This window comes from Ruegeria sp. ANG-R, assembly GCF_000813985.1.
Taxonomy (GTDB): domain Bacteria; phylum Pseudomonadota; class Alphaproteobacteria; order Rhodobacterales; family Rhodobacteraceae; genus Ruegeria.
Map to the genome: position 1 here is coordinate 1,739,477 of NZ_JWLJ01000001.1, position 20,647 is coordinate 1,760,123.

The 20,647-nt window shown below is 53.9% G+C and carries 20 protein-coding genes; 10 read left to right on the forward strand and 10 right to left on the reverse strand.

Annotated features, from left to right (window positions below; all coding sequences use genetic code 11):
• Positions 1-214 precede the first annotated feature (214 nt).
• From RA27_RS08670 to RA27_RS24890, 3 genes are read right to left on the reverse strand one after another with little or no spacing between them, the layout of a single operon-like run.
• On the reverse strand, positions 215-766 hold the full coding sequence (locus RA27_RS08670) for a YdcF family protein (RefSeq protein ID WP_193746484.1): 552 nt from the start codon (positions 764-766) through the stop codon (positions 215-217).
• A gap of 51 nt (positions 767-817) precedes the next feature.
• Positions 818-1,873, reverse strand: coding sequence for a pseudaminic acid synthase (pseI, locus tag RA27_RS08675; RefSeq protein ID WP_039536689.1), 1,056 nt, complete (start codon positions 1,871-1,873; stop codon positions 818-820).
• A complete protein-coding gene (locus RA27_RS24890; protein ID WP_052265200.1) occupies positions 1,866-2,492 on the reverse strand; it encodes a formyltransferase family protein in 627 nt (208 codons plus the stop codon). The genes pseI and RA27_RS24890 overlap by 8 nt, the downstream gene beginning before the upstream one ends.
• Before the next feature lie 328 nt (positions 2,493-2,820).
• Between RA27_RS24890 and pseB the strand changes: the two genes are divergently transcribed.
• From pseB to RA27_RS08705, 5 genes are all read left to right on the forward strand, one after another.
• Positions 2,821-3,831 carry a UDP-N-acetylglucosamine 4,6-dehydratase (inverting) gene (gene pseB, locus RA27_RS08685; RefSeq protein WP_039536690.1) on the forward strand — a complete coding sequence of 337 codons (1,011 nt, stop codon included), beginning with the start codon at positions 2,821-2,823 and terminating at the stop codon, positions 3,829-3,831.
• Positions 3,828-4,985, forward strand: a complete 1,158-nt coding sequence (pseC, locus tag RA27_RS08690; RefSeq protein ID WP_039536692.1) for a UDP-4-amino-4,6-dideoxy-N-acetyl-beta-L-altrosamine transaminase — start codon at positions 3,828-3,830, stop codon at positions 4,983-4,985. Before pseB ends, pseC begins: the two co-directional genes overlap by 4 nt.
• A 30-nt stretch (positions 4,986-5,015) precedes the next feature.
• Positions 5,016-6,053: an N-acetylneuraminate synthase family protein gene (locus RA27_RS08695; protein ID WP_039536694.1), complete on the forward strand. Its 1,038-nt coding sequence runs from the start codon at positions 5,016-5,018 to the stop codon at positions 6,051-6,053.
• Positions 6,054-6,064: 11 nt separating this feature from the next.
• Positions 6,065-6,760: an acylneuraminate cytidylyltransferase family protein gene (locus RA27_RS08700; RefSeq protein ID WP_052265201.1), complete on the forward strand. Its 696-nt coding sequence runs from the start codon at positions 6,065-6,067 to the stop codon at positions 6,758-6,760.
• Between the two features lie 193 nt (positions 6,761-6,953).
• Positions 6,954-7,952 (forward strand): hypothetical protein, encoded by a 999-nt coding sequence (locus RA27_RS08705; RefSeq protein ID WP_039536695.1) that lies wholly within the window; start codon positions 6,954-6,956, stop codon positions 7,950-7,952.
• Between the two features lie 138 nt (positions 7,953-8,090).
• On the opposite strand, the gene RA27_RS23105 is transcribed toward RA27_RS08705, so the two are convergent.
• The 3 genes from RA27_RS23105 to lepA all read right to left on the reverse strand — a co-directional run bounded on the left by RA27_RS23105 (position 8,091) and on the right by lepA (position 14,129).
• Positions 8,091-10,247, reverse strand: a complete 2,157-nt coding sequence (locus tag RA27_RS23105; protein ID WP_082025043.1) for a hypothetical protein — start codon at positions 10,245-10,247, stop codon at positions 8,091-8,093.
• Positions 10,248-11,042: 795 nt separating this feature from the next.
• Complete coding sequence (locus RA27_RS08720; RefSeq protein ID WP_039536699.1) at positions 11,043-12,215, reverse strand: helix-turn-helix transcriptional regulator; 1,173 nt, start codon at positions 12,213-12,215, stop codon at positions 11,043-11,045.
• A 114-nt stretch (positions 12,216-12,329) separates the two neighbouring features.
• Entirely contained in the window at positions 12,330-14,129 is a 1,800-nt protein-coding gene (gene lepA / locus RA27_RS08725) for a translation elongation factor 4 (protein ID WP_039536700.1), read from the reverse strand.
• A gap of 87 nt (positions 14,130-14,216) precedes the next feature.
• On the opposite strand from lepA, the gene RA27_RS08730 reads away from it, so the two are divergent.
• From RA27_RS08730 to RA27_RS08740, 3 genes are all read left to right on the forward strand, one after another.
• Positions 14,217-15,359, forward strand: a complete 1,143-nt coding sequence (locus RA27_RS08730) for a hypothetical protein (RefSeq protein ID WP_039536702.1) — start codon at positions 14,217-14,219, stop codon at positions 15,357-15,359.
• Positions 15,360-15,523: 164 nt separating this feature from the next.
• Entirely contained in the window at positions 15,524-15,832 is a 309-nt protein-coding gene (locus RA27_RS08735) for a hypothetical protein (protein WP_039536703.1), read from the forward strand.
• Between the two features lie 66 nt (positions 15,833-15,898).
• Entirely contained in the window at positions 15,899-16,840 is a 942-nt protein-coding gene (locus tag RA27_RS08740; protein WP_039537255.1) for a LysR family transcriptional regulator, read from the forward strand.
• A 114-nt stretch (positions 16,841-16,954) separates the two neighbouring features.
• Here RA27_RS08740 and RA27_RS08745 read toward each other — a convergent pair whose 3' ends face one another.
• The 3 genes from RA27_RS08745 to RA27_RS08750 all read right to left on the reverse strand — a co-directional run bounded on the left by RA27_RS08745 (position 16,955) and on the right by RA27_RS08750 (position 18,649).
• Positions 16,955-17,425 (reverse strand): cysteine hydrolase family protein, encoded by a 471-nt coding sequence (locus tag RA27_RS08745; protein WP_039536705.1) that lies wholly within the window; start codon positions 17,423-17,425, stop codon positions 16,955-16,957.
• A 44-nt stretch (positions 17,426-17,469) separates the two neighbouring features.
• A complete protein-coding gene (locus RA27_RS23540; RefSeq protein ID WP_206539987.1) occupies positions 17,470-18,066 on the reverse strand; it encodes a DUF523 domain-containing protein in 597 nt (198 codons plus the stop codon).
• Positions 18,067-18,199: 133 nt separating this feature from the next.
• Positions 18,200-18,649, reverse strand: coding sequence for a low molecular weight protein-tyrosine-phosphatase (locus RA27_RS08750; RefSeq protein ID WP_039536706.1), 450 nt, complete (start codon positions 18,647-18,649; stop codon positions 18,200-18,202).
• Between the two features lie 28 nt (positions 18,650-18,677).
• Here RA27_RS08750 and RA27_RS08755 point away from each other — a divergent pair, with 28 nt between their 5' ends.
• On the forward strand, positions 18,678-19,379 hold the full coding sequence (locus tag RA27_RS08755) for an NAD-dependent deacylase (RefSeq protein WP_039537259.1): 702 nt from the start codon (positions 18,678-18,680) through the stop codon (positions 19,377-19,379).
• 65 nt (positions 19,380-19,444) lie between these two features.
• The gene (locus RA27_RS08760) at positions 19,445-20,053 is read left to right on the forward strand and encodes a DUF308 domain-containing protein (RefSeq protein ID WP_039536708.1); all 609 of its coding nucleotides are present in this window, start codon (positions 19,445-19,447) and stop codon (positions 20,051-20,053) included.
• A gap of 72 nt (positions 20,054-20,125) precedes the next feature.
• Here RA27_RS08760 and RA27_RS08765 read toward each other — a convergent pair whose 3' ends face one another.
• Positions 20,126-20,611 (reverse strand): copper chaperone PCu(A)C, encoded by a 486-nt coding sequence (locus tag RA27_RS08765; protein ID WP_039536710.1) that lies wholly within the window; start codon positions 20,609-20,611, stop codon positions 20,126-20,128.
• Between the last annotated feature and the right edge of the window lie 36 nt (positions 20,612-20,647).

The following is a 20,647-nucleotide window of genomic DNA, read 5'->3' on the forward strand; positions in this document are numbered from 1 at the left end:
CTTAGTACGTGCAGGCGGGATTTGTACAAGGCGCTGACGAACTTTGCCACCGCATAGCGCGTTGTAACAGGTCTTAGCAAGGCAGTTCATGCATTTCATTCGGCGCATAAGTCGCCATCATGATCAGAGGTTTAAACTTTCAGTCACGACCAAATGGAAACTCACACTCAAACGGCAATTCCAAGTGTCTTGGCCCATTGCCGAATTAGATGCCCTAAGTCGAACAGCGTATCTGATCATAGATCTGTCCGTTATAGAACGGGTGTTTCGTGCTGAGGGCTTTACAAACCTGTCTATCATCCGCGAAATCCACCGTCGCGAAGGTCTTTTCGAAGGCCGTTAAAGATTTCTGTTCGTTGAGCAAAACAGCTTCGTCCCCGAGCGAACCAGAAACCGCGCCCACGACTTTGAGTTCCACACCAGTCGGAAAAAATGATCGAAATATGAAACCTGTTCTTTCAACGTGATAATCTGATGTCACGACCACCAGATCGCGAATACGCATGGGTATGATCGCATTCCTTCGTAAAAAGTATGCGTCCCCAACAGTGTCACGCGAGTTAGTGTCTACGACGATTTTGCTACGGTCGATTGCATAAGTAGTCTGCAGTTCGTCGGCCATTACGGCTCCGATCTTCTGAGTGCAGTCTTCCCGATAGGCCCATCCAGAAGTGAGGAATAAATCGAAGGGACTTTCATGATGCAATGCGGCTGCCCGCTCTAAACGTGCCCGGGACTCGGAGCCCAAATTTGCATCCGCATCCATGTGATGCGCCAGGATTGCTACTGCTCTCATGTCGGTAATCGCTTCGGCGCCTTACGTTTTGACTAGCACATCTTCGGTGACGCGGTCACCTCGCTTGACGGCATGGGACACTCTCTGACCGATTATCTGTTCAAAAAACTTTGGAGGCATACCAAATCCGGGTCGTATCCGCCTGATATGTTTGCTTGAAATTGTCTCACCCGCTGCCAGATCTTCGACAAAGTACAAAGAGCGTCGAAATATTTTGTTCGAGTGTTCTGCAGGCGATCTCGAGAAGTCACCGTCTCCCAGCGCAGAGAACGCCGACCGCGTATCTTCCATCAATGAACTCATCTCATCTGGTTCCAGAGAAAATGTACTGTCCACACCCCCGTCTGCACGCGAAAGCGTGAAATGTTTCTCGATCAGCGTCGCACCGATCGAGGTCGCAACAACGCTCGCAAGGTTGCCCATTGTATGATCGGATAGGCCCACTTCGACGTCAAACTCGCGTCTGAGCAGTTTGATGGCACTAACGTTGGCTTGATCTAGCGGCGCTGGATAACTGCTTATGCAATGAAACAATGCAATTTCGTTACAGCCATTTTGTCTGGCCGTTTCGATGGCTTCACCAACTTCAGATAGGGACGCCATACCGGTTGACATCAGCATTGGTTTTCTTTGTTTTGCAATGTAGGCAATCAGCGGCAGGTCAACCAACTCGAATGAGGCAACCTTGTACGCCGGTGCGTCCAGGCTCGCGAGCAAATCCACAGCTGTCTCATCGAACGGAGACGAGAAAAGGGTCAGGTTCAAAGACCGGGCATATTCGAATATCCGTGCGTGCCATTCAAATGGTGTGTGTGCTTCACCATAAAGATCATAAAGCGTACGACCTTTCCACAATCCATCTTCGATCATGAAGTCCTTGGCCGTCGAATTGATCGTCATAGTATCAGGCGTATAGGTCTGGATCTTGACAGCATCGACGCCGGCTTTGCTGGCTGCCTTGATGGTTTCCAGGGCCCGATCAATCGACCCGTTGTGGTTCGCTGAAACTTCGGCAATCACATAAGGTGGATGCTCTGCACTGATCTGTCGACCATTGATTGAGATAGGGTTAAGCATTGTGGTTCCCGGTAATCTGACGCAGTCGCTTTATCTCATCAACGATTACAGAATTCCAGCCAGCGAATTCGACAGGCAAGTCGCATAAGTTGTGTTGAGTTCCAACTCCAACCTGTTCTTGTTCAGTCCAGTTGCCTGCGATGATCGCAGGAAGCCTGCCGATAAAGAGGGCCTCAATCTCTTTAAAGAGCCTGTCATAAGTCTGAGCAAAGGTGATCTCATTCGCGGTGAACACAACGCGTTTTTGGAACAGGATTGGGCCGGTATCGATACCCTCGTCAATCAGATGGATCGTCACTCCTGCCGGTGTTCCATCAAAGAATGACCAAAAGTTGGGATGCGCACCTCTATTATAGGGAAGGTAAGAAATATGCAGATTGATGATCGGGCATCCGAGGCTCTCAATCTTCGATTGCCGGATCAGGTGCCGATAACCGAAGCTTATCACTAGGTCGTACTGAGTATCTGGAATTTCGTCCTCTGTATGGTGGACTTCGCAATTGGCGACAAGCAGAGCGTCAATTAACGTGGTGTGGTCCCTGTCATATCCCAAAAAAAGAACAGTCTTCTCGCGGGTGCCAATGGGCTCGAAAACTGTGGGTATCGATATCGGCTTCATGGATCATTTCTTTAAATTAGACTTCACTATGCATCGCTTGATCTCAGACGTTGCCATACCGCAGATTTCGCACCCGGGATACTGCAGATGAAGATGGTGGTGTACGATTTTTTTTTGTCCTATCACGTCTCAGGTACTGGACTAGTCACTGGAATTATCAATATGGGGCGTTTCATAGTGAAGAAGCGAACAATTTCATGGCTTCCAGAACCATGTGGACAAGACTAAGCAAAGCTGTGGGACAGTGTTCAGTGACTTTCGGATTGCAAATTCGTTGCATTGGATTTGAGAAAAACCAAGTGATGCAAACAGCTGAAGGAAAAATTCTATGTTGAACCATTTTGACGGCAGCACCATTCTGGTTACCGGTGGTACGGGTTCCTTTGGCAACGCCTTTGTGCCGATGACCCTGGCAAAAACCGATGTTGCAAAGATCATAATTTTTTCAAGAGATGAGATGAAACAGTGGGAGATGGCCCGCAAGTTCCAGGGCGATCCCCGTGTTCGGTTTTTCATTGGCGACGTTAGGGATCGTGAGCGGCTGTACCGTGCCTTCGACTCGGTTGACTATGTCGTGCACGCTGCGGCAACAAAAATCGTCCCCACTGCGGAATATAATCCGTTTGAATGCATCAAGACCAACGTTAATGGAGCAATGAATGTCATCGACGCGGCAATCGATAAGCGGGTCAAAGGCGTTGTAGCGCTTTCGACAGACAAGGCGTCGAGTCCGATAAACCTGTATGGAGCGTCAAAGCTCGCATCCGACAAATTGTTTGTCGCTGGAAATTCCTATTCCGGCAGCCACGTGACTCGGTTCTCAGTCGTGCGATACGGCAACGTTATGGGGTCTCGCGGATCAGTCATTCCATTCTTCATGAAATTGCGTAACGAAAACTCTCTGCCGATCACCGATACAAGGATGACGCGGTTTATGATCACTCTGGATCAGGGTGTAGAGCTGGTTTGGCACGCGTTCGAGGACATGGTGGGTGGCGAAATCTATGTCAAAAAGATCCCATCGATGAAAGTAACAGATATCGCAAATGTGATCGCGCCGAACGCAGGCACGGAAGTTGTTGGGATACGGCCCGGTGAGAAAATTCACGAGCAAATGGTTGGCGCCGAAGACGCCCCGTTTACGTATGAATACGACGAACACTTCAAGATCCTGCCTTCACTGCACAACTGGTCACAGACCGCGGATCGCATCAAAGATGGTGTTCGGGTCGCAGAGGATTTTGTGTATTCCAGCGATCTGAACACGGAATGGATGGAAAAGTCCGAACTTGCCACCTGGATTGAACAAAACCGAGCCGAGTTAGAGAAACCCTTATGATCCCTTACGGGCGACAGAATATCGACAAGGACGACATAGATGCTGTCGTCGAGGTCCTCAGGTCTGATTTTCTGACCCAAGGACCAGCTATTCCCGCCTTTGAGGAGGCGGTGGCCAAGAAGGTTGATGCGCGATACGTGTCTGCTGTGAATTCGGCTACATCAGCCTTGCACATTTCTGTTGCTGCACTGGGGCTTGGGCCCGGTGATATTCTGTGGACCTCGCCGGTCACGTTTGTCGCTTCGGCCAATTGCGCACGTTATTGTGGTGCCGATGTGGATTTTGTCGATATCGACCCCGACACTTTCAATATGTGCCCGAAAGCGCTCGAGCAAAAACTTATTGAGGCCGAGAAATCAGGATCGCTCCCAAAGATTATCGTGCCTGTACACATGTGCGGTCAATCACCGGACATGAGGCAGATAAGTAAGCTGGCGCGGAGCTATGGGATAAAGATCGTTGAAGACGCAAGCCACGCAATTGGTGCTTCCTATGATGCTGCCCCGGTCGGATCGTCCCAGTATTCCGACATCACCGTGTTCAGCTTTCATCCGGTAAAGATTGTTACCTCCGGTGAAGGTGGCGTTGCGGTTACAAATGATCCTGAAATAGCGTCCCGGTTCGAGTTGTTGCGCAGCCACGGGATCACCCGCAATTCTGACCTTATGACCGGCGCATCCGATGGCCCGTGGTATTATCAGCAGATAGAACTGGGCTGGAATTATCGCATTACAGATATCCAGGCAGCGCTTGGGCGCAGTCAGCTAACTCGCTTGGAGCGGTTTGTCGAAAGACGTAACGCGCTGGCCACGGAATATGATCAGCTATTGAAGAATTCCGAGATCGTTCTGCCTGGCCGCGATCCTTTGGCGAGATCGTCCTTTCATCTATACGTAGTACGGTTGCCTAAAGCTGACCCCAAGCGCCACAGATCAGTATTCGAATCTCTGCGTGCGTCGGGCATCGGCGTGAACCTCCACTATATCCCAGTTCATCTTCAGCCCTATTACCAGCGACTTGGATTTGCTTCTGGCGATTTTCCGGTCGCGGAAGATTATTACCATCGCGCAATCAGCATACCGCTCTACCCGGACCTGACTGAAAAACAGCAGGACCATGTGGTGAAGTCGTTGGAAGTCGCGCTAGCGCTCTGATAGGAAGCACCGCAGATAAAGGAGATCAGTATGCCCTCAGTCAAGCTTGGAAGTCGCCTCATTGGAGACGCACAGCCCATCTATTTGATGGCGGACTTGGGATTGACCAATGGCGGCGATATGGGTCGCGCAAAAGAGCTGATCCATATCGCCGCCGATAGCGGCGTGGAGGCGGTAAAATTTCAGATGCTTGAGGCAGAGAAGCTGCTTGGGGATCACAGCATCGAATACACTTATCCGACGATGAAAAACGGCCCTCGAACAGAGAATATGGTCGAAATGTTTAAGGGCCTTGAATACTCAGACGATCAGTGGGCCGAGCTCAAGCAAACGGCTGAAGGCCGAGGCCTCGATATGATCGTGACGTGCCACTATGAGGGCGGGGTCGAGCGTACAAACCGGCTGAATCTGATAACGAATAAAATCTGCACCTGGAGTCTCAGCCACCGCCGAATGATCGAGCAATTGGCTGCAAACGGCAAGCCGCTCATTTTCGACACAGGTACCATAACGCGAGCTGATCTTATCGCACTTGAAGATGTCTACAAGAAAGCGGGCGGTGGGGAATTGATCGTTCTGCACGATTTCCATACCGACGTCGAAGCCGAGATGAACTTCCGGGCAATGGACGTGTATCGCCAGCTTGGGATGGTGGCTGGCTACACACCGCAGGGGCGCAGCGATTGGCTGGATTTCATGAGCGTTGGCATGGGCGCAGCGATATTAGAGAAGCGGCTGACCACGTCGCGGGATATCCCTGCCAACGGGCACTGGAAAGCACATGAGCCAGACGAGTTTGCCGAGTGGGTCGAACGCATCAGGCGATGTGAGCGTGCGATGGGTAACCCGGTCGTAGAACCTACGGCCCGAGATCAGCAAGACGCCAAAAAATACTACAAGTCTGCCTATCTTGTTCGGGATGTAAAACGCGGTGATCCGATCCAACAAAGTGACTTTGTTTTTAAGCGTCCCGGCACAGGTGTAAGCTCTTGGCTGGTCAGTGAAAATTACCTTGGACGCCCCTACCTCCGCGACTACAGGTCGGGTGAGATGCTTGAACAGTTCTAGGCTTTGAGCAGATGCCGTTCGAACGCAAGCCGATTGCCATAATCCCCGCACGTGGTGGTTCAAAAAGGATACCGCGGAAAAACATAGCGGATGTAAACGGAAAACCTCTGTTAGCCTATCCGGTCGAGACATGCCTCGCCTCTGGCCTGTTCTCAGAAGTGGTCGTTTCGACAGAAGACGAAGAGATTGCCGATGTTGCGCGCCAGTATGGCGCAAGCATCGAGCTGCGCCCTGCCGAGTTAGCACAGGACACCGCGCCTGCGTCACTGGCGTGCAGGGACTTGCTGTTGCACCGCTACGAAGAGGACAACCGGCCCGACCGTTTCTGCATGATCTACGCGATGGCCATATTTCTTGAACCCGCTGATCTGGTTGAAAGTTTGGACAAGCTGGATGGCTGCGATGGGGTGCTGGGTGTGTCGGACTTTTCGATCCACCCCTACAAGGCATTGGTCGAAAAGGACGGTTACCTGACAGCTCTGTGGCCCGAGCTAAACCTTAAGCAATCGCAGCATTACCCACGAACACTTGGGTCAAACGGCACGTTCTATTGGGGTAGAACCAGCAGTTTTGTTGAGTCTCCCGGTTTCTACCCCACCCGCCTGAAATCTCATGTCATTCCACCTTGGAGGGCAATCGACATTGATACGCCGGACGATTTAGAACATGCTCGTCGCGTAAAAAGGCGGGAACTGGATCAACGCTGACAGGATTGCATCAATTCTAAGAGTAAGCTTCTGACAGAACGAAACCGAATAGACTGATCATGTATGGGATGAAGACGAACGTCTCTAAGTCGAAGTTTTTTCACTTACTTAGGCATGGATAAAGCGACTACTCGGCATTGAGCAGGCAGTGTGATCTGCGCTTCATCAGACAGAATAGGTTAAAGGAAAAGAAATGGCGTTAAGCATCTTTCGAAAAAAATCTAAACGTGTTGACCCCGAACCGAAATCGATCATAGCCACCAGGGAACTGGATAACGCTCATGAAGTCTCAGATCCGCTCGCGGGACGCGTGATTTCCAATCCCGGCGGCGACAATGATCCGGCAGAAATTTCTGCTGACAAGAGTGCTTCAATTGCCAGCAATGATACTGAGCTTATGGCCGAGATTTCGGCCCGCATTGAGCGTGCAAAGTCGATCGGTATGGACGAGGAGGCGTTTCTCGAAGCATTCACATTCCACCAACCTGTTTCTCAGGCAAAAGTGCTTGAAAGCTTGCGCACATTTGGACTTGCGATTTTCCCGGCCATCTATGACTCAGACAGACTTTCGCGGATTACCAAAGAATATGATGATCTAATCGAAAACGGCGAGACCATGGCCAGCACGGTTTCCGCGCGCGAAGATACGCCGGCCAACAGCTATGCCTTGTCCCTAGTGCGGGACAATCTTGACCGCAACCGTTTTCCAGAAACAATGGCGCTCTTCGGCTCGCCTACGATCAAACAGATATCCGAGAAGTATTTTGCTGGTCAGGAGTTTGAATTCAACTCGGACCTGTTTGTTCAGTGGACTGATCACACTGACGTGCCGGCCTCCGGCAAGCTGCATTGGGACAAACAGCTGACGCTCAAGTCATGGCTGTATGTCACTGACGGTACCGAAGGGTATGGTGCAATGCGCGCTGGCGCCGGTACTGCGGCCTGGATGCGCTATATTCGTGAGGACGCCATGTTCGACGGCATCCCATACGGAAAAATCGTCAATCAGGTTGAAGAGGGTGGGTTTCCTGTTGTGTCAACGGGCGGTCCAGCGGGCACATTTTTCCTGTTTGTGACCGATGTCGCTCATGGTGCCTCTCCTGTGGCACCGGGCAAACGGCGCAATATCATGCGCTCGCGATCGCGCCCCGTGCGTGTGCGGCAATGGGCGAGTTGGGCAAGCAAGCTTTGAACGTAAGCCAAACTGCTTGAAGTCCAGCAAATTGGCGCGGTCGCAGCTTGTTGCTCTGGATGCAAGTCATGGCCACGATATGCGGCAGCCAACGGCGAGACAGCGCAAGTTTCGCAGTTGGCTGTTAGCCGCGCGGCGCTAACAATGCATGTAGGTATCAATCAAAAAATCATAAACAGGCTTTGGAACAATCTTACGTATACCTTCGAAGTCTTTTTCCTTTAGAAGCTTGCGAACGTATGACGCGCTCACGATCCTGTCGTCGATGCTGATCCGCTCTATCACATCCAGCTTGATGCCATAGGTTGGCAATATTTCTGCCATCTGATCATTGTACTGCCTGGTAATCATGCAGTGAGGTTCATTGCCTAGGAAACAAGTTTTAATTCCGAGGACCGGTGCGATGTATTCGCAGAAATAACTTGCCTCTTCCGCGGCATCAGCCTTGGCATCATTTTCTGTTTCTTTGGTGTAGTACTCTGGGTAAGTCAGTTCGGTACAAATAAAACGACCACCCTTTAGTACCTTGACGTTTTTGAGGTGTGCGACCGACTGCGTTACAAGCTCCAATCTGTCAGCGAAGCTAAAAAAGGATTTGTCCTCTTCGATGACGAAGACATAGAGCTGATCAACCGACCGCGCTGCATACTCAAGAAGGTGGAGGTGGCCCAGAGTAATCGGATTGCAGTTAACCGCCACACTGCCAACTGTCCCTTCGCAATCTACGGCATTCTCTCTCAGATATTCTTCATAGCTCTCTAGGTTTCCGCACTCCGTTTTTGTCGCAGTGCGATAGTAGTGTAGATACTTGACGAGTTCTACTGCACCTTGAGCAGCCTCAGTCCGTTCATGTCCTGGGCGCTCAGATAGATTATCTTTTACTTCGAAAGCACCCAAAGCGTGAACACGCGACAAGATTTCGCGTGCGGCAAACTTGGTTCCACGCCAATTGAAATGGTTTTCATCCATATAGATTTCACCCAAGTCGTGTGGCCTGGGAAAGCCAATGACTTGAGGGGACAATCCTGGCACTTCTCCAGCGTCCAGTCGATGTGTTCCGACAAATACTACGACATCGCCTCGCTCGATAGTGGTCGCAAGTAAATTGAGGATAATATCAGTTGTTGACGCACCTCTTATTCCGCAGTTTTCAACGCGAAATATCCTGCCAAAGTCCTCTTGGGCGAACAATTCCTGAACGCGGCTCGGCAATGTATGAGCATCTTCAACGCCCGTACAAAAGACATCTGATGTACCGAATAGAAACAACCGGTTGTCGAATTTATTCGGAGCGTTTGGAGTAACGCGGCGACCGTTCTTTACATTGACGTATTCACTAGAGTAGCTCTTGAGTGTAATCCTCGAGTTCTTGACTACGTTTTTTGGGCCAAACAGAATTTCATTCCAGTAGCGATTATCGAATTGCGGTAGTTCGGAATACATCTGAGTAATGTAGTCAGGGCAAGACATCAGCCACTCTTTGTAGTCCAGCTCACCAGTCAGACTACGAAGGTGAGCCTCAACAATCTGCTTTTCGATTTCAGATTTCTCACCGCCTTGCGCAAGGCGATCAAAATGAACCAAAATGAACTGACCGCCTTGAGATTCTACATAGTTCTTTGCTAGTTCAAGGAGTTCTGCATAAAGGTAGTCTTCCAGTGTCTCAGCAGCTTCTCGTGTGAGCGCCGCATTTACAGAAAGACTGGGCACCAGAAAGAACTTGTTCAATTGACCTCTAGAAACCCTTCCAATCGCCCCGGAAATGGCTAACGCAGCGACTAAACTTTTGCGTCTGAAAGAATCTGACAAAATCTCAGGTAAGACCCGTTCATATTCCTCCGCAATCCGTTGGGCTTCGTCGAGATCGGGTAAAAGCAACAGACAGTGCAGCAACTCAAATACGAACTCTGATGATTCAGGAAAGTGAGCTAGTGCTTTTTTCGCGGTACCAATTGCTTCAGTATGACGACCAAGCTGTTTGAATACTTCTATGAGCTTTGATTGGGCTTCGCGGTCTCGAGGATCATTCGCAATGGTGCTAGTTAAGATCTGAATAGCGGCTCGCGTCCCGAGCGAATGCGTTCCATTTTCGTTTGGCTGCAGTCCATAGCGTTCGAGAACCTTATGTGGGTAGGTGACGGTCTGCTGGCGACTGCTTTCTTGGCGCGGTGGCGTCTTTGAAGTTTCTTCCGGTTGGTATTTCAAACGTTCTGATCTAGCTTTGCTTTTGAAACCAATCGTTAGCTTGTTTCCCACTTTGCCTGCTAGTCCTCGAGATCTTTGTCTCAAACTCATTTTATATCTCCATTAGCGCGCAAGCCTACCTGTTGGTTAGTTCTACAAGGAAAAAAATTGTAACAAGGTCATGTCTACAAATGGCGTTATCAGAGTCGGATTGATGTGTTATCGATGAATCCGAGGTGATATTCGGCGATCCCATCATTGTGGGTGGCGACACGGCGGGCATTCTTCTTCATCTTATTGAAACATCGTTCCGCCAATCTGCGAAGGTGATAGCGCAAGCGGCCGGCACCATCACGCTTCTTGCTTGAATTGCGAATGGGGATGGCTGGCAACACGTTGTACTTTTTATGGTTTTGCGAGTGCTATCGGTGTTATAGCCGCGGTCAACCAGAAATACGCTCGGTTGAGCTACGCAAAGGCTCCGCTCAGCAGGCCTTGACCGCAACCTAATCAAAAGAAAGAAGCAGGACGGATTCTACATCCAAACGGCCCGGATGATTGGGCTGGGTCATGGGCCATTCAAAGAACGCACTGCACTTGCCAAGCAGAACAAAAAGGTCCCGCCGACCCGAGGGGGTGAGCGGCGTCCCGGAATTCGTCCAGTGGACGAATTCAGCCGCGAACGGGCGAAGCCCCGGGGCGCAAACGCGTCTGCAACGGCTGATCAACAGAACGGAGGGCAGCGCCGGCCCGAGGGGAGGCGCAAACGCGCCGCCCGTTTTGCCGGAGGCAAACCTACGGTTTGACGGGGGCGGGTCGGCGCGGCCCGGCGGTGCCGCCGGGCGAGTTGCGTAATCTTGAAGACGTGAGAACGCCGACAAAACCCTTCGCAAATTGTTAGTGTAGTCACAACACCGGTAGAGGTGGCAGGTCAGGTATCACTGATCGCAACAATTCATAAGCCGCCCTAATAGAACCGGGTGACGCGATTTCGACGATCCCAGCTATAGCAGCTACGTTTGAACCATGGGTCAATATGGCACCTGTTGTTCGCAGCAATAGCCTACCGATCAAGAGCGCGCCATGAAAAGCGGCAACTTTCAGTCTTGCGACTCTCATCGAACGGGTATTGGGGTCATTTGCTTGAGATGCTGCAAGTTCAAGCTCTGTGACTTCCTTCCCAACATCAGATACGATCGCCACTACATTTGGATCGATAGATGCTGAACCTGCCCCGAATTTCCTCCAGTCGGCGCGTATGCGCTCCAATTGGGCTACCGCATCATCGAACGGGCTGGACGCCACATCGAGAACATCGTCGGAGACCTTCTCTGAACTGATTTGCCGCGCAGCTGACAATGCCTCGCCGAAGAGGCCTCTCATTAGTTCATTGTGGATGTCAAGAAACTGTTCGATCTCTTTCAAAAGGAACGGATTCACTGAATTCGAGATGTCCTCACTAGCATAGACATAGCGTGTTAGACCGCCCTTACGTTCGAGAATTCTGGGATTGGGGATCGCTTCCTTACACTGTCTTGCGTAGTCTTTCAGGGTATCCGAAAGGTACCTCTGCTCTATATTCACATCTTCCAACTTCGAGACAATCGTCTCCGCCGCATCGATTGCATCATCCAGAAGACCCTTTACTGCAGCGCCATCTGCCGCTTCGAAAAGAGCTAAGTCAGAATAGAACGGTGCGGTTACGAGCGCACGCGTGTCACCATCATAGCGAAAGTCAGTTTGGGCCGCTTTCAGCACCGAACCTGAAAGAGTTCGCTCAATACTGAGCAGTTTTGATTGATCACTTTCAACAGGTGATAGCTGAAGGGACCTAGCGTAGTCTTCGATGATACTTCTAAGTCTATCGATATCAATTCCACGGGCTAAACGGCCCAAGTCGGGGGAAGCTAGATGATCCAGTATTCCCCACAACGTCTTGCTTTGCGGATTGGCTTTACCGTTCTCCCAACTGCGGACAGTGTAGTCGCTAATAGCGAGTATTTGAGCCATATCTTTACGCGTTAAGCCAGCAGCTTGCCGGAACTCACGCAATTCGTGAGAAAAATACAATGTACTCATGGTGACATCTTTGCCCTGTCACCAACCCATTTTCAATAGTGGTCAGATAGTTAGCCCCAGCGATCAGCAACACGCATCGTACCTTTGACAATCGGTAATAAGAATGGACAGCCTTCAGCTATCCATCTTCAACGCTGAAATAAACGCCTCCTGCGGGATATCTACCTTCCCGAACTGGCGCATCTTCTTCTTACCCGCCTTCTGCTTGTCCAGCAGTTTGCGTTTCCGCGTGGCGTCGCCTCCGTAGCATTTGGCGGTCACGTCCTTGCGCAGGGCCGAGAGGGTCTCGCGGGCGATGACCTTGCCTCCGATGGCGGCCTGGATCGGGATTTTGAACATGTGGCGCGGGATCAAGTCCTTGAGCTTTTCGCACATCGCCCGGCCCCGCATCTCGGCCCGGTCGCGGTGAACCATGGTCGACAGCGCGTCGACCGGTTCGTCATTCACCAGCACCGACATCTTGACCAGATTGTCCTGCGTATAGCCGGTCATCTGATAGTCGAACGAGGCATAGCCCTTGGTCACCGATTTCAGGCGGTCGTAGAAGTCAAAGACAACTTCGTTCAGCGGCAGGTCATAGACGACCATGGCGCGGGTGCCGGCATAGGTCAGGTCCAGTTGGATGCCGCGGCGGTCCTGGCAGAGTTTCAGCACATCGCCGAGGTATTCATCCGGCACCAGAATGGTCGCCTTGATGCGCGGCTCTTCGATATGGTCGACCTTGGAGGGGTCGGGCATGTCGGCGGGGTTGTGCAGCTCGATCATCTCGCCGTCTTTCATGTAGACGTGATAGATCACCGAGGGCGCGGTGGTGATAAGCTCGATATCATACTCGCGTTCGATGCGGTCGCGGATGACCTCAAGGTGCAATAGCCCGAGGAAGCCGCAGCGGAAGCCAAAGCCCAGCGCGGCCGAGGTTTCCATTTCAAAGCTGAAGCTGGCGTCGTTCAGGGCCAGCTTGTCGATCGCGTCGCGCAGGTCTTCGAATTCGGAACTGTCGACGGGGAAGAGGCCACAGAACACCACCGGCTGCGCGGGTTTGAACCCGTCCAGAGCGTCTTCGGTGCCGTTGCGGTCGTTGGTGATGGTGTCACCGACGCGGGTGTCACGGACCTGTTTGATCGACGCAGTCAGAAAGCCGATCTCACCGGGGCCAAGCGAGTCGACCATCTCCATCTCAGGGCGGAAGACACCGACGCGGTCGACATGATGCAGGGTGTTGTTCGACATGAACTTGACCCGCATCCCCTTTTTCAGCGTACCGTCCATGATGCGGACCAGAACGATAACGCCGAGATAGGCGTCGTACCAGGAATCCACCAGCATCGCCTTGAGCGGCGCGTCCAGATTGCCCTGCGGCGCGGGCAGTTGCTGCACGATAGCCTCAAGCGTCTCGTGGATGCCTTGCCCCGTCTTGGCGGAGACCTGGATGGCATCGGTGGCATCGATACCGATCACATCCTCGATCTGTTCGGCCACGCGGTCACAATCCGACGCGGGCAGGTCGATCTTGTTCAGCACCGGCACGATCTCATGATCTGCGTCGATGGCTTGGTACACATTCGCCAGCGTCTGCGCCTCGACCCCCTGGGTCGAGTCCACAACCAGCAGCGACCCCTCGACCGCGCGCATGGACCGGCTGACCTCATAGGCAAAGTCCACATGGCCGGGGGTGTCGATCAGGTTCAGCACGTATGCCTCGCCATTATCGGCGGTATAGTCGATGCGGACGGTGTTGGCCTTGATGGTGATGCCGCGTTCGCGCTCGATATCCATGCTGTCGAGCAGCTGTTCCTTCATGTCGCGATCCTTGACCGTTCCGGTCTCTTGAATGAGCCGGTCAGCAAGGGTGGATTTGCCATGGTCGATATGCGCGACGATGGAGAAATTGCGGATATGAGCGAGGTCTGTCATGGGTTGGGGATATGTAGAGGAATCGTGGGTTGGTCAAGGTGGCACGTTTAGTGATTTAAAGCCTGAGCCAACCCAATTAGGACTATTATGACGCAAGTTGATTATGATGAGCTGCTGGATGCCGAATTTGAGACACAGAGTACTCAGAAGTGTATTAGCGCGGCGCTTCGAGCGGCATTGAGAGACTTTCCGACGGTCAACTTGCAAGGCAATCGCGACGCAACCAGAGAATTATTGTTCCCAAGTGCTCGATTACTCATAAGAGCTATTACTCATTGGCACTTTGATCGCGATGAAACGCACGATGCATTGGAGCGTGGACTACAAAACATCAAACAAAACAATATCCTCTTGCGCGGCAACTCCGCTCACATAGCTGCACAAAGCGCCTACAGCCGTAGTAGCCAACTTGCGCAGCAGGCGACCGAGAAATCCATGGTCTCTTTTGCATCAGCTGCCGACACAGAAGAGACGCTGTATGACGAGGCTTCTCATTTTAGGTCAACACGGCTCGCCTACGACAGTGCCTTCAGCCTGCTGTATAGAAACAGTTTGGAAGATTTCAAAACCCCGTCGGATCGCGCTTTTGATAAACCACTTTGGAGTGAGCGGTTTGAACCAGTCGTCCCCCTTGAAGAGCGGGGCAATTTTGCAGAGTTTTTTCGAGGTCCAAGTTTTGCATTCTGGAGAGAGTGGCGCCAGGGTTTCATTGATGGACGGCCGGTTGAATGGGAGCTTCAACGACGGATCGCGCTGATCGATGATGGTATTTGGAACGTTGGAGCCGACGCAGTTGCGGATGAAATTGAACAAATTCAAGCTCGATGGGAGGTCGAAAGAGCACTATCTGGCCTAAAAAATGGACTAATAGTCCAAACCACTGCGCGCCACGGCATCGGAGGGAATAACCCTCCCGAGAGCATTGAAGATGAGCGTCTATCGGGCGCGATCACGCTCATTTGGGAAGCCGAAGAAGAGCTCTCGAACGCGCTGGAACAGGAAAGCCCTACTAAAGAATGGATTGAGGCAATCTTAGGCAAGCTCAAGTCAGGCTTGGCGTGTCTTCTCAAATGGTGTGCGGGGAAGGTCAATCTGGCTATTGGCACCGCGGTCGTAGTTGGAACCACCAAGGGCTCCACCCTCGTTGTGGATACTTATGTCGCCAAACATCCAGAGAAGATTGAAGCTTTAATTGAAGCCTTGGAGCGGTGGCTGCCTTTTCTGGCCTGACAGGTGCCGGGCTGAAGCCCGGCCTACGGGGTGGGGTGTTTCCGACTCGTGTATTCACTTTTTCGCACCACCCAATTGATCCCGAATCCAGTTTGATTCATACTCCGCCGCAGACCGAGAGGGGCAGAAGACCCGTCCGGGCAGGCAAAAAACGAGGCTCGAGTATGAAACAGTTCCTCCTTATCGCATTTTGTGCGGCATCGCTGACGGCGGTGGCTCCGGTCGTGGACGCAGCGCAGATCAAGCGGGCGTGTTTGGCGTCAGACCGTGAGGCGGCGACGCGGGCGCGGTGTTCTTGCATTCAGCGCGTGGCGGATCAGGCGTTGACGCGTGGTGATCAGAAGACCGTGGCAAAATGGTTCACCGACCCCCACCAGGCGCAAGAGCTGAAGATGTCGCAATCTTCGCGCGATGATGCGCTGTGGGATCGGTATCAGAACTTTGGTCAGATGGCGCAGGCGATCTGTAGCTAAGTCCGAGGCAATCCTTGACCTGATGCACGCTGCGCCTCAGAAATGGCGCAGCGAAAGGTGTGTGCGATGGTGATGAAAGGGCTGACCCTGCGGGGCCTTGAGGTATTCGAGGCGCTGGCACGGACGGGATCGGTGGCGCAGGCCGCCGAGATCACGGGGCTCAGCCAGCCCTCGGTGTCTCAGCAATTGCGCAATCTAGAAAAGGCTCTGGGCACCGATCTGGTGGATCACGGGCGGCGGCCGATGCGGCTGACGCAGGCCGGGCGCAGTTTTCTAGCGCGCACGCAGGCGGTGTTGGGCGAGCTGCAAGTGGCCCAGAGCGAGCTGGCAGTGATGGATCTGGGGCATCTGACCACGCTGTCCATCGGCCTGATCGACGATTTCGACAATGACCTGACTCCACGGCTGGCGACGCTGCTGGCCGACAGTCTCACCCGGTCGAAATTCAAGCTGATCACCCTGTCGAGCCTCGATCTGTTTGAGGCGCTGGAAGCCCAACGCCTGCACATGGCCGTTTCGGCCCATTCCGGCGAGGTGCTGGAAGGTGTGATCGAGTATCCTCTGGTACAAGATCCCTTCATTCTGGTCGCGCCCAGCGGGGCCGAGCAACCGATGCAGGAGCTACCCTTTCTGCGCTATGCCCGCGACCAGCTGATCAGCCGTCAGATCGAAGGCCATCTGGCGCGCCATCAGATGGAGTTCGAGGAACGGTTCGAAATCGGCTCGCACCTCGCGCTGATGGCGATGGTCGCGCGGGGCTTGGGCTGGGCGATCACCACGCCGCTGGGTTACATGCGCGCCGCACGGTTTCATGACGGGATGGAGGCGCACCCCGCCCCGTTTGGTGCATTCGCGCGTACGATCTCACTGTTCACCCGCTCAGATTGGTCGGATCAGGTGCCACAGGAGGTTGCAGACATGACCCGGCGACTGATGCAAAGCCAGATCGTCGACCCCGCGATTGCGCAGCTGCCCTGGCTCAGTGGGCAGTTGAAGGTGATGGGGTAACGAATGCCTGCGTCTAGCGGGGGAAAGGTACGCCTTCACTGCGTTCGCTCGAATGTCGGCTTCTGGCAGCGGCAAGCAAGTACTCTACCGCTTGAAAGGCCCCATGCTAAACCCTCAATCAAGCAGTTCTCTGTAAGAGCGAACCACTTGTCCAAAGTGATGTTCCCAGAGCTTTATACCAAGTTGGCCAGACCTATCCAGACTGGAGCCTACGACAGCATCTGCAACGATAGTCGGATGCAAACCGGAATCGAACAACGCAAACCCCGCCGCCAATACGCAGGTTTCCGCCTGGATGCCGCAAACAAGAACGCGCGCCGGGTTGAAACTCTTGAGTAAATCTATGGCTTCGGTGGTCGGTCCGTATCCATGTTTGATCACCACATGATTTGCCTCGACCAGAGACTGATCGTCTTTCGCTGGATGCCAGCCGAGTTGTCTCTGAAACGGGACGATATCCTCGTCATGGCGCTCGACAGTCGCGACCGACGGGAAAGCGGCTGAAAGAAGGCTCGCGCGCTCAACAAGCCAGGTCGGCGGATCAAAACAGGGTTGAACATCGACGATCAGCACCGCTTGTTTCAATGACCTCGTCCTTTTCCCAGGGATTGGCGTTTACATCGGGCCGTTCAAGCACTTGTTCGCAGCATAGCGTCCAGCTTAGCAATCTGCGCCTGTGACCAAACATGGATTCCTGCATTGCACAACGCTGTCGCAGTCGTCCCCATTCCGGGAACCCCAGTCCCTGAGAATGTGCCGTCATAGATGAAGCTTGATCCGCATGAGGGTGACCCGTCGGTCAAAACGGCATGAGAGCATCCATGCTGCCTTGCCAGCGCCACTGTTTTGTCGGCTGCCTTGAGATATAAATGTGTCACGTCCGCACCGGACTTTTCGAGAACACGGGCATCTCCACTCAAGACGTCTTTGCCTTGCGAGCGAATGTGAGAGCTTTGGGTGTTTCCAACTATTTCAGCGGGCGGACGAGGGGTCGGGAATCCTACAGCCACCTCCGGGCAAAACGGTATGAGGCGCTCTTCGCGCGCCCATCGAGTGAGAACGTCCGCGTGTTCATTTGGCTTATCGGTTCCGTTGTAGCGAACCGGCTGACCGAGCAGGCAAGAGGAAACCAGTATGCGTTCTATATCAAACCCCCATCCGTGACCGATGACTCGAAGTTCAATGGAACCTATCGATTTCTGGGTGTTAATACAAAGCTCCGGCAAACAGAACTCGTTCTCGTAGTGTTGGGACGGTCGGTTGAAGACCGGACTTTCGTGCCGAGCGCAGCGTCGATCGATATAGGTTCAAAGCCGCCACGCGCCCGAACTGGGAGAAAAGGTCGTTCTAACCGAGCACTTACTGCCGCCCTCGCAGGTGCGCCTCCAACCCCTCCACCGCTGCCTCAATCAGATCCAGTGCGCCGACGAAATCGCGAGTGTAATACGGGTCGGGCACGTGATCGGCCCCTGTATCAGGCGCAAAATCGGTCAGCAAGCAGACGGGGGTGTGGTTGCCCTCGGGGCGCAGGGCCTCGATTCCCGCAATGTTGTCTGCATCCATGCCGATGATCAGGTCGAAACGCTGGAAGTCCTCGGCCATAAATTGACGTGCGCGCAGGTCGCTGAGGTCGATATTGCGGGCGCGGGCGGCCTTTTGCATCGGGCCATAGGGCGGATCTCCGATATGCCAGCCCGAAGTTCCGGCACTGTCGGTTCGGTGATGCGGGGCGCGGGCGCGAAAAACGCCCTCGGCCGCCGGAGAGCGGCAGATGTTGCCCAGACAGACGAAAAGAATACGGTGTGTCATGGGAACGGGTGTAGCGCGTGAGGCGGATATGGAAAAGATCGTCATTCTGACCGGGGCCGGAATTTCCGCCGAAAGCGGGTTGGGCACGTTCCGCGACGAAGGGGGGCTGTGGGCGCAACACCGGATCGAGGACGTGGCCACGCCCGAAGGCTTTGCCCGCAATCCCGCGTTGGTTCATCGGTTCTACAACGCCAGGCGGGTGCAGGCAGCCAAGGCGCAGCCCAATGCCGCGCACAAGGCGCTGGCGCGACTGCAGAAGGACTGGCCCGGAGAGGTGGTCATCGTTACGCAAAACGTAGACGGCCTGCATGAGGCCGGCGGCGCTGAGAACGTGATCCATATGCATGGGGTTCTGGCCGGCGCGTTATGCGCCACCTGCGGGCATCGGTGGCCATCCCCACCCGAGATGGAGGTTGGCGAACCCTGCCCCGCCTGCCGCAGCCCGACCGCCCGGCCTGATGTCGTCTGGTTCGGCGAGATGCCTTACCAAATGGATGAGATCTATGACCATCTGGCGGGCGCTGCGCTGTTTGCCGCCATCGGAACCTCGGGTCAGGTCTATCCGGCGGCGGCCTTTGTGCATGAGGCGCAGGCCGCAGGGGCGCGAACGGTGGAACTGAATCTCGCGCCTTCGGCAGGGGTGTCGAGCTTTGACGAAACACGTCTGGGGCCCGCAACCGGGACAGTGCCGCGCTGGGTCGAGGAACTTTTGGGGGAGCGCGGTGGTTGATTAGAGCAGACACCGGATGGTTTCCTCGTCTATGCTGTTGAAAAACCACAACCCGTGAGAAACAGATGACCGATCAACCTCCCCGGCAGAGTGAAATCCTCGACGACGACAGTATCAACGCCCGCGACGCATTGAGCACCAATCTGGCCAGCCTCTGGTGGACTTTTCTTCTGCGTGGCGTGCTGGCCGGACTGGTTGGTATAGCGGCCCTGTTCTGGCCGACCGGCAGCATCTCGTTGCTTCTGCGGCTGGTGGGCGCGCTGCTGATACTGGATGGCGCGCTGACCTGGTTGGGCTTTGGGCGGCGTGGTGTGATTGGCGGATTCGGAATCGGCGCCGCACTGATCGGACTCATCCTGCTGATCTGGCCACAGGGCGTGGCATGGCTGGCGTTCACCCTGATGGGAGCGATGGCGCTTTTCGTGGCCATTGGCTCATTGATGGCGCTGCCTCAGATGCATCCGCAGGCCCCCGAGCGCGCGACGGTGCGCAACTCGGGCATTGTTGCCCTGATCATCGGTCTGGTCCTGATCTTCTGGCCCGGCAGCGGGATGGTGGCATTGGGCTGGGCAATCGCCTTCTTCGCGCTGACCTCGGCGGTGGTGATGTTCTTTCTGGCGGCACGGTTCAAGAAAGCCGCAGACCGGCTGGGGATGCGTACCATCAACCACTGACGCAACAGGCCGGGCAATGCCCGGCCTGACGCATGGATGACGGCCACCGGAACGGTGGCCCGAAGACAGGCGTTAGTCCGAGTGCGAGTGTCCGTGCGACCCGTGGCCGCCGTCGTCCTTGCGCTCCAGATCGACCGGAATTTCAACAACGATCTCACCAGCCTGTTCGAAGATCAACGTGACGGGCACCGTCGCCCCCTGCTCGAACGGTGCTTTAAGCCCCATGAACATGACGTGATCGCCGCCGCGCTTCAACATGTGAGTTTCGCCGGCGGGGATGGCAAAGCCTTCTTCGACCTGCATCATCTTGGCAACGCCGTTTTCATCGATCTTATGCGTGTGCAACTCGACGCGGCCTGCCACATCCGACGTGACCCCGATCAACCGGTCATCATTGTCGCTGTGGTTCTCGATCATCATGAACGCCGCACCGGCCTTGGCGGATTTGCCCGAGGATCGTGCATAAGCATCTTCAACAACGATGGCATCAGCGGCCAGCGCGCCTGAAGCCAGAGACAGGGTGGTCAGGGTTGCAAGCAGGGTGGATTTGAGGGTCATTGCGCCTCTCCTTATTTAACTGTCTGATTATCTTTA